We start from the raw sequence: 7,129 nt of genomic DNA, 5'->3' as shown, positions 1-7,129 counted from the left end.
ACGAGAAGCTGAAACAAGTCACAAAGCAAAAGACATACAATGCATCAGAATCAACACAAAGGTTGGTCAACAAAGTATCTAAACTTGGTTCATCACGCTATTGAGTTCTCAAACAACCTACGCACACAACAAACAACACCACATCAACAGTGGCAGCCACGTTGCGACGGATTACGAGTGTAAAGCAACCGTGAATCAAAAGCAAATTCCCGGTAAACAACCCGTTGCACTCGCACACAACAAAGACTGTTTTTACAGCTTTCAAATGATTAGCCAGACACGCTCATCAAAGGCTTGCTGCAAGCTACTCACTCACAGCGCCGTGTCGCGCTGACTCGAATAAATGTACACACACCCAAACACAAACACAAACAACCAGGTCAACACCGGTTCCTAAGCATCATCAAACGCTTCTAACGCTGGACTCGCTCGATCTCTGCCCCCAAGGAGCGCAACTGCTCCGGGAACTCCGGGTAGCCACGGTCGATGTGGTACACGTCGTGCACTTCGGTCTGCCCGTCTGCAACCAAGCCAGCCAGCACCAAACCGGCACCGGCTCGAATGTCAGAACTCCATACCGGAGCCGAAGAGAGCCGCTCCCTTCCGCGGATCACTACGTGGTGGCCATCAATACTTGCGTCCGCCCCCAGGCGCATCATCTCATCGACAAAGCGGAAGCGAGACTCGAAGATGTTCTCCGTAATCACGCTCATCCCCTCACTCACGGTGCACAGCGCAATAGCCATCGGCTGCAGGTCTGTCGGGAACCCTGGGAACGGCAACGTCTGATAATCCACCGCCTTCGGACGCTCTACCTGCACCACTCGGAACCCAGTCGGATACGTCTCCACCTGGGCGCCCGCCAGTTTTAGCTTCTCCAACACCAAATGCAGATGCTGCGGATCAATACCACCGACCGTGATGTCGCCCTGTGTCATCGCCGCTGCATAAGCCCAGGTGCCGGCGACGATACGATCACCCACGACCTCGTGCTTCACCGGGTTTAGTCGCTCCACTCCCTCCACGGTGATCGTGTTAGATCCGGCTCCACTGATCTTGGCTCCCATTTCCACAAGCATGTTGCACAGATCCACGATCTCTGGCTCCCGTGCCGCGTTATCCAAGGTGGTGGTTCCCTCTGCCAAAACGGCGGCAGTCAGAATATTCTCCGTTGCCCCCACCGAGGGGAAGTCCAATTTGATCTGAGCGCCATGGAGCTCTTCGGCTTCGGCGACCAGGCAACCATGCTCAATCTTGGTGGTTGCTCCAAGTAATTCCAGTCCAGATTGGTGCATATCAAGAGGACGGGAACCGATGGCGTCACCACCGGGAAGGGCGACCCGCGCCCTATGGCGACGAGAAGTTAGCGGCCCCAAGACCGCGACGGATGCACGGAACTGACGTACGGCCTCGAAGTCCGCGTTGTACTCGATTTCCTCAGGAGTGGTGATGCGAACGACAGAACCGTCGAGCTCCACCTCGCAGCCCAGGCCACGCAGAACCTCGGCCATGTAGGGCACATCGGCAATTTCTGGGCAGTTAGTCAACGTGGTGGTTCCAGGCGCCAAAAGTGCAGCTGACATGAGCTTAAGCACGCTGTTCTTTGCGCCGGACACCTTGATGGCGCCCTGCAGCCTGGTTCCACCGGTTACTACGAAGCTGTCTTTCACGCCCCCTAGCCTACAAAAAATCGCCCCACTCATGGCGGGGCGAGAAACAGGGCTAGATCAGGGCAGTGCGCCGATACGCCGTGCTGCGTTAACAGCCTCGTAGCGAGTGTGCGCTCCGAGCTTGCGCATGACAGAGCGTAGGTAGCTCTTCACCGTCTCTGCACCAATCCCCATCTCGGCTGCGGCTTCCACATTGGTGTGACCGAGAGCCACGCAGGCCAAAACATCCAGCTCACGCGCAGAAAGCTTGGTGGTCTGCTTCACGCGCACTGGGGAGACCATTTGGTCGCATAGGACTTCAAGATCTCGCCGCAGTTCATCGTCACCCACACGGTTTGCGAGCATGCGAAGCTTGCTGTGAGTGGCGCGCACCTGTTCCCATTCGGCGCCGGACATCGATCGCACCTGCTTATTTGTGGAGGACGCCGCCGCGTTTGCACCACGACCGGCCTCATTCGTACGCAGCGCCTCATTGACTGCAATGTCCTGCTCCAGGCAACGCGCGGTCATGGTGACCTCTTCGAGCACCTTGTCTCCCATGCGAGCACGAGAGTGCACGCCCGCATACAGCACGCCCCGCACCTCGCGCTTCACGATCACGGGCACGGCAACTACGGAGTGCAGTCCTTCATCTCGAATGTGACGGTCAAAGTCGTGGCTAATGGACTTAGCCCGGGTGTAGTCGGAGACTCCTACGGGACGGCGGGTGGTTACGACGCGGCCACCGACGCCTGCGCCTGGTGCAATCTCAAGGTTGTGCAGCGCCGGCGTGCGCAGCCCTACCCACTTGGAGATCCGCAGCTTTCCTTCGGCGGAGCTCGCCGCGTACATCGTCACCGGGATGCCAGTCGCGTTTTTTAGAGAATTCAGCGCAGAAATGATGACATCTTCGTCATCGCGTTGCCGCTGCTGGTCCACCTGTTCACTCCTCAAACTTGACCTGTGGCGCCTAGCCTTTCGCGGGCATAGACGCCGTGTGAGTAGGGAGTATAGTTCACCCCCTAGCTACCCCCAAAACTGCCCCCATGCTTTCATCAGCAAAAAGGTGCACATCCACTCCTAACCTTTTTGGGGTCTTATTGAGCCTCCGTGACACTTAGATTCCGAATGCGCGCCAGGCTATCGTCGACAACCTTGTCCGAAGTTTTGAGCAGGTGCTTTTCCAGCTTGCCTGAGATCAATGGGATTGATGCTTTTGCCGTGAGGATCGCCTCGACCGTTGTCAGGTCTGAATCCGCCGCCACATAGATAAAACGGGTTTCCATTGTCCCCATCCCCATCGGCAGCTCCATCGTCGACGTCGCCTCGAACGCACCTTCTTCGTCTAGTTGCGACACATAGGTTTCTTGGAAAGCTAGGGGCTTGTTCTTGTCCTCGGAAAGCTCTTCTAGCTCTTTTTGGGACGCCCTCACGCCAACCCGCGCCCACACTCGACCATCGGGGAGCTCTTTCCGCTCCGCCTCAACAATTTGAGAGTCCGACTTCTCAACCATTCCCTCATCGGTCAGAAGGAACCGTTCGCCCGAGACAACCTCGTAGACCTCGTGAATGGACAGTTCAATGGTGCGGTTGACTTGCTTGGAATGTGCCATAGCCGCAATTGTGCCAGGTTTAACCAAGGAGGGGTTGGCAATGTTTGGGGGCTAGCGCCTAGCAGTGCTTCCACTCCGGCTTACGCTTCTCCACGAAGGCGGCCATGCCTTCCTTCTGATCCGCAGTGTCGAACAGGCGCCAGAACTGCTGGCGCTCAGCCTCCACGCCCTCATCCAGAGTGGAGCGGTATGCCTCGTCCACCATCTCAGTGGCGGCGGCCAGTGCAACGTGGGACATGCTTGCAACCTTCGCCGCTACCTTTTGAACCTCGTCGGCGAAGCCCTCTGCCGGCAGAATCCGGGAAACCAAGCCACAGCGTTCAGCCTCCTCGGCATCCATCATGCGCCCAGTAAGGATCAGATCCATGGCCTTGTACTTCCCCACGGCACGAGTTAGTCGCTGGGTGCCACCCATACCCGGAATAATGCCCAATGTGATCTCCGGCTGTCCGAACTTGGCGGACTCGCTAGCCAGCAGAATATCGCCCAGCATAGCTAGTTCGCAGCCGCCGCCGAGAGCAAATCCGGAGACCGCGGTGATCAGCGGGGTCTTCAGCTGGGCCAACTTTTCCCAATCTCCAAAGAGGCGCTTTTCGGCTACCTCTGGGTAGACCTCGTCCTTCATTTCCTTGATATCGGCACCGGCAGCAAAACTCTTTTCGCTGCCGGTGATGACGATTGCGCCAATCGCCGGGTCGGCATCCAACGCCTGAGCAGCCGGAACGATTTCGGAAAGCACAGCACTGTTCAGCGCGTTAAGTGCCTTTGGTCGATCCAGGGTGATCGTTGCGACGGCACCATTGACGGCTACCTGAATGGTTTCATAAGGCTGGTCGGGGTTCACGGGATTTACTGAAGTCTGGTTTTCGGAAGTCATGGTTGCCATTGAACCAAATCCCCTGAATCTGCGTCTGAGATTCTGGCAAAGCTTTGGGTGCGAAAGGGCGTCACGAGAGAGCGGCCAAACTCAACAGTGGTGTAGGCCGACAAAGAGGTGTAGACTACCCAATATAGACCGATCAGTCTAGAATGAAAGGATCGCCCCCATGGCGAAGATTTACAACAACATCACCGAGCTCATCGGCGGCACTCCCCTAGTTAAGCTGGGCGCCTTCGGCGAAGGCCTGAAGGCTAATGTGCTGTTGAAGCTAGAAGCTTTTAATCCGGCCAACTCCGTGAAGGATCGCATCGGTAAGGCCATCATCGAGGCAGCTGAGAAGGACGGCACGTTGAAGCCGGGCGGCACCATTGTCGAGGCAACCTCCGGCAATACCGGTATCGCACTAGCAATGGTTGGCGCCGCGAAGGGCTACAAGGTTGTCCTAACCATGCCGGAGACCATGTCGAACGAGCGTCGTATTATGCTGCGTGCCCTGGGCGCAGAGCTCGTACTCACCCCCGGCCCCGGCGGCATGCAGGGCGCGGTAGATAAGGCCAACGAGATCGTTGAGAGCACCGATAACGCCATCCTGGCACGCCAGTTCGCTAACCCGGCCAACCCAGAGATCCACTACAACACCACTGGTCCAGAGATCTGGGAAGACACCGACGGCGAGGTAGACATTTTCGTTGCAGGTGTGGGCACCGGCGGTACCATCTCCGGCGCAGCGAAGTACCTGAAGGAAAAGAACGAAAAGATCGAGATCGTTGGCGTAGAGCCAGCAGACTCCCCGTTGCTGACCGAAGGCCGCTTCGGACCGCACAAGATCCAAGGCCTGGGCACCAACTTCTTCCCGGAGAACCTCAACAAGGACATCCTGGATCGCGTCATCGATGTTCCGCTGGAGAACGCCACCACGACCGCACGCGAGCTAGCCAAGGCCGAGGGCATTCTCTCCGGCATCTCCTCCGGTGCCGCCGTCTGGGCAGCACTAGAAGAGGCCAAGAAGGACGAGAACGAGGGCAAGACCATCGTCGTTATCGTTCCGGACTTCGGCGAGCGCTACGTCTCCACCCTGCTATTCGACGACCTGCGCGACTAGTTCTCCGCCCAGCATCCCAGCCACAGAAGTAGGCGCTACCCCCCCTTTTTCCGCCTTGCGGTGAAATAGGAGGCAGCGCCTTCTCGTTATAGTGGCTGCGAAAGTTCTTTAGGGCACCTATCTCCCGCCCCTCTATAACCTCCGACCGAAAGACCACACCCTTGAGCATTCTTGGACGCATCCGCGAGGATCTTAACAATGCCCGCGAGCACGACCCAGCGGCCCGTGGCGACGTGGAAAACGCCATCGTGTACTCCGGCCTTCACGCCATCTGGGCGCACCGTGTCTCCCACGCACTGTGGACGCGCGGCCACCGCAGCATCGCCCGCATCATTAGCCAGGCCACTCGCGCTCTAACCGGCATTGAGATCCACCCGGGCGCCACCATCGGCCGGAGGTTCTTTATCGACCACGGCATGGGAGTGGTCATCGGTGAAACAGCGGAAATCGGCGATGACGTGATGCTGTATCACGGGGTAACCCTCGGAGGGTCCGAGCTTGTTCAATGCAAGCGCCACCCCACCATCGGCGATGGGGTGATGATCGGTGCTGGTGCAAAGGTTCTGGGGCCCATCACCATCGGCGAGGGCTCCGCGATTGGCGCCAACGCCGTGGTTACCAAGGATGCTCCCCCACACTCAATCCTCACCGGCATTCCGGCAAAGATTCGTCCCCGCAAGCCGGAGCAGAACACTCCGCTGGTGGACGCCGTGAAGTGGGTCGACGACATGCAGAACAACATCTAAGCGTTCACCACAGCGCCCCTGCGGGGCCTTCCCTTCAAGCCCCCGTCTTTAGTAACGCTACGAGGCCAGCAGCTCTCTGAATTCCGGATTCTTCTCCACGAACGCCGCGACAGCCGAGCAGCTGGCCTTAATCTTTAGGTTCGCCTCCTTTGTACCCAGCAGAGCCTCACTAATAAGAGGCTTAGACAAGCCCTGACCGCGGTACTTCGGATCCACCACAGTGTGGTTGAAGTCTCGTACCCCATCAGCCTGGGAGTACTCTGCAAAGCCAGCCTCCTGGTCATCGACGTAGATGACAAAACGACCCTGGTCTTCATCGTGAACAATGCTCTTCGTGACTGACATTGCGGTGTCTTTCCTTTCGCTTCTCTGCCGTTTGCTCTGTACTCGACTACGCTGCATTCGACTACTCGGCACTCGACTACTCAGTACCGAAACAACGTTTATAGCGTCCATGTCGTACACCGCCAGTGTACGTTGACGCACAGAGGCAGAAACACGGCAAAACCCCGGTAGCGTCATTGCTACCGGGGTTGGAATGTGGCCAGAGCCGGGATCGAACCGGCGACCTTTCACTTTTCAGGCGAACGCTCTACCAACTGAGCTATCTGGCCTTCGTGCTCGACCGCTTCCGATTCGAACATCGAAGCGACCCTGACGGGACTTGAACCCGCGACCTCCGCCGTGACAGGGCGGCGCGCTAACCAACTGCGCCACAGGGCCAACATTGCCTGCACAACTAAATAAAACGACCAGACAACAACTTGTCTAAGCCGTCTGTTGCACGAGAATAGACTCTACACAGTGACAAACTTCTAAGGCAAATCAGCTGTTCAACGACAGTTTCTGGAATAACTTCGCTTCACTGTCGAAGTATGAATCGCTTGGAGAATGTGGGCGTCAAAAAGAAAGCAAAAAGAAAAGAGCCCTCCCGGCGCACAAACACCGGAAAGACTCCAAAAAGCTCTTAACTTGCGACCCTGACGGGACTTGAACCCGCGACCTCCGCCGTGACAGGGCGGCGCGCTAACCAACTGCGCCACAGGGCCGTACTCCCAACGGGATTCGAACCCGTGTTACCGCCGTGAAAGGGCGGGGTCCTAGGCCTCTAGACGATGGGAGCTCTACAAAGTAAGCCA

The 7,129-nt window shown here is 57.4% G+C and carries 7 protein-coding genes and 4 tRNA genes; 2 read left to right on the top strand and 9 right to left on the bottom strand.

The window, feature by feature from the left end:
- Positions 1-413: 413 nt before the first annotated feature.
- The 4 genes from murA to AC05K6_RS04430 all read right to left on the bottom strand — a co-directional run bounded on the left by murA (position 414) and on the right by AC05K6_RS04430 (position 4,148).
- Positions 414-1,670, bottom strand: coding sequence for a UDP-N-acetylglucosamine 1-carboxyvinyltransferase (murA, locus tag AC05K6_RS04445; protein ID WP_476727881.1), 1,257 nt, complete (start codon positions 1,668-1,670; stop codon positions 414-416).
- Between the two features lie 57 nt (positions 1,671-1,727).
- Complete coding sequence (gene ramA, locus AC05K6_RS04440) at positions 1,728-2,588, bottom strand: acetate metabolism transcriptional regulator RamA (RefSeq protein WP_293791142.1); 861 nt, start codon at positions 2,586-2,588, stop codon at positions 1,728-1,730.
- A 158-nt stretch (positions 2,589-2,746) separates the two neighbouring features.
- Complete coding sequence (locus AC05K6_RS04435; protein ID WP_476727880.1) at positions 2,747-3,262, bottom strand: DUF2505 family protein; 516 nt, start codon at positions 3,260-3,262, stop codon at positions 2,747-2,749.
- A 58-nt stretch (positions 3,263-3,320) separates the two neighbouring features.
- On the bottom strand, positions 3,321-4,148 hold the full coding sequence (locus AC05K6_RS04430; protein WP_476727879.1) for an enoyl-CoA hydratase-related protein: 828 nt from the start codon (positions 4,146-4,148) through the stop codon (positions 3,321-3,323).
- 160 nt (positions 4,149-4,308) lie between these two features.
- Between AC05K6_RS04430 and cysK the strand changes: the two genes are divergently transcribed.
- Entirely contained in the window at positions 4,309-5,244 is a 936-nt protein-coding gene (gene cysK / locus AC05K6_RS04425) for a cysteine synthase A (protein ID WP_476727878.1), read from the top strand.
- A 161-nt stretch (positions 5,245-5,405) separates the two neighbouring features.
- Positions 5,406-5,990: a serine O-acetyltransferase EpsC gene (gene epsC, locus AC05K6_RS04420; RefSeq protein ID WP_476727877.1), complete on the top strand. Its 585-nt coding sequence runs from the start codon at positions 5,406-5,408 to the stop codon at positions 5,988-5,990.
- Positions 5,991-6,047: 57 nt separating this feature from the next.
- On the opposite strand, the gene AC05K6_RS04415 is transcribed toward epsC, so the two are convergent.
- The 5 genes from AC05K6_RS04415 to AC05K6_RS04395 all read right to left on the bottom strand — a co-directional run bounded on the left by AC05K6_RS04415 (position 6,048) and on the right by AC05K6_RS04395 (position 7,113).
- Positions 6,048-6,392 carry a GNAT family N-acetyltransferase gene (locus tag AC05K6_RS04415; protein ID WP_476727891.1) on the bottom strand — a complete coding sequence of 115 codons (345 nt, stop codon included), beginning with the start codon at positions 6,390-6,392 and terminating at the stop codon, positions 6,048-6,050.
- 139 nt (positions 6,393-6,531) lie between these two features.
- Positions 6,532-6,604 (bottom strand) — tRNA-Phe (locus AC05K6_RS04410).
- Positions 6,605-6,639: 35 nt separating this feature from the next.
- Positions 6,640-6,713: transfer RNA gene (locus tag AC05K6_RS04405), tRNA-Asp, on the bottom strand.
- Positions 6,714-6,965: 252 nt separating this feature from the next.
- Positions 6,966-7,039: transfer RNA gene (locus tag AC05K6_RS04400), tRNA-Asp, on the bottom strand.
- Between the two features lies 1 nt (position 7,040).
- Positions 7,041-7,113, bottom strand: a tRNA-Glu gene (locus AC05K6_RS04395).
- Between the last annotated feature and the right edge of the window lie 16 nt (positions 7,114-7,129).

It is taken from the genome of Corynebacterium sp. TUM25020 (assembly GCF_056388495.1).
The sequence above is the reverse complement of the archived record's forward strand: the minus strand, read 5'-3'. Positions and strand labels throughout refer to the sequence as shown.

Excerpts from the sequence above, each read along its gene's own strand:
- AC05K6_RS04435 (WP_476727880.1), bottom strand. The coding sequence starts at position 3,262 with ATGGCACATTCCAAGCAAGTCAACCGCACCATTGAACTGTCCATTCAC.
- AC05K6_RS04430 (WP_476727879.1), bottom strand. The coding sequence starts at position 4,148 with ATGGCAACCATGACTTCCGAAAACCAGACTTCAGTAAATCCCGTGAAC.
- cysK (WP_476727878.1), top strand. The coding sequence starts at position 4,309 with ATGGCGAAGATTTACAACAACATCACCGAGCTCATCGGCGGCACTCCC.
- AC05K6_RS04415 (WP_476727891.1), bottom strand. The coding sequence starts at position 6,392 with ATGCAGCGTAGTCGAGTACAGAGCAAACGGCAGAGAAGCGAAAGGAAA.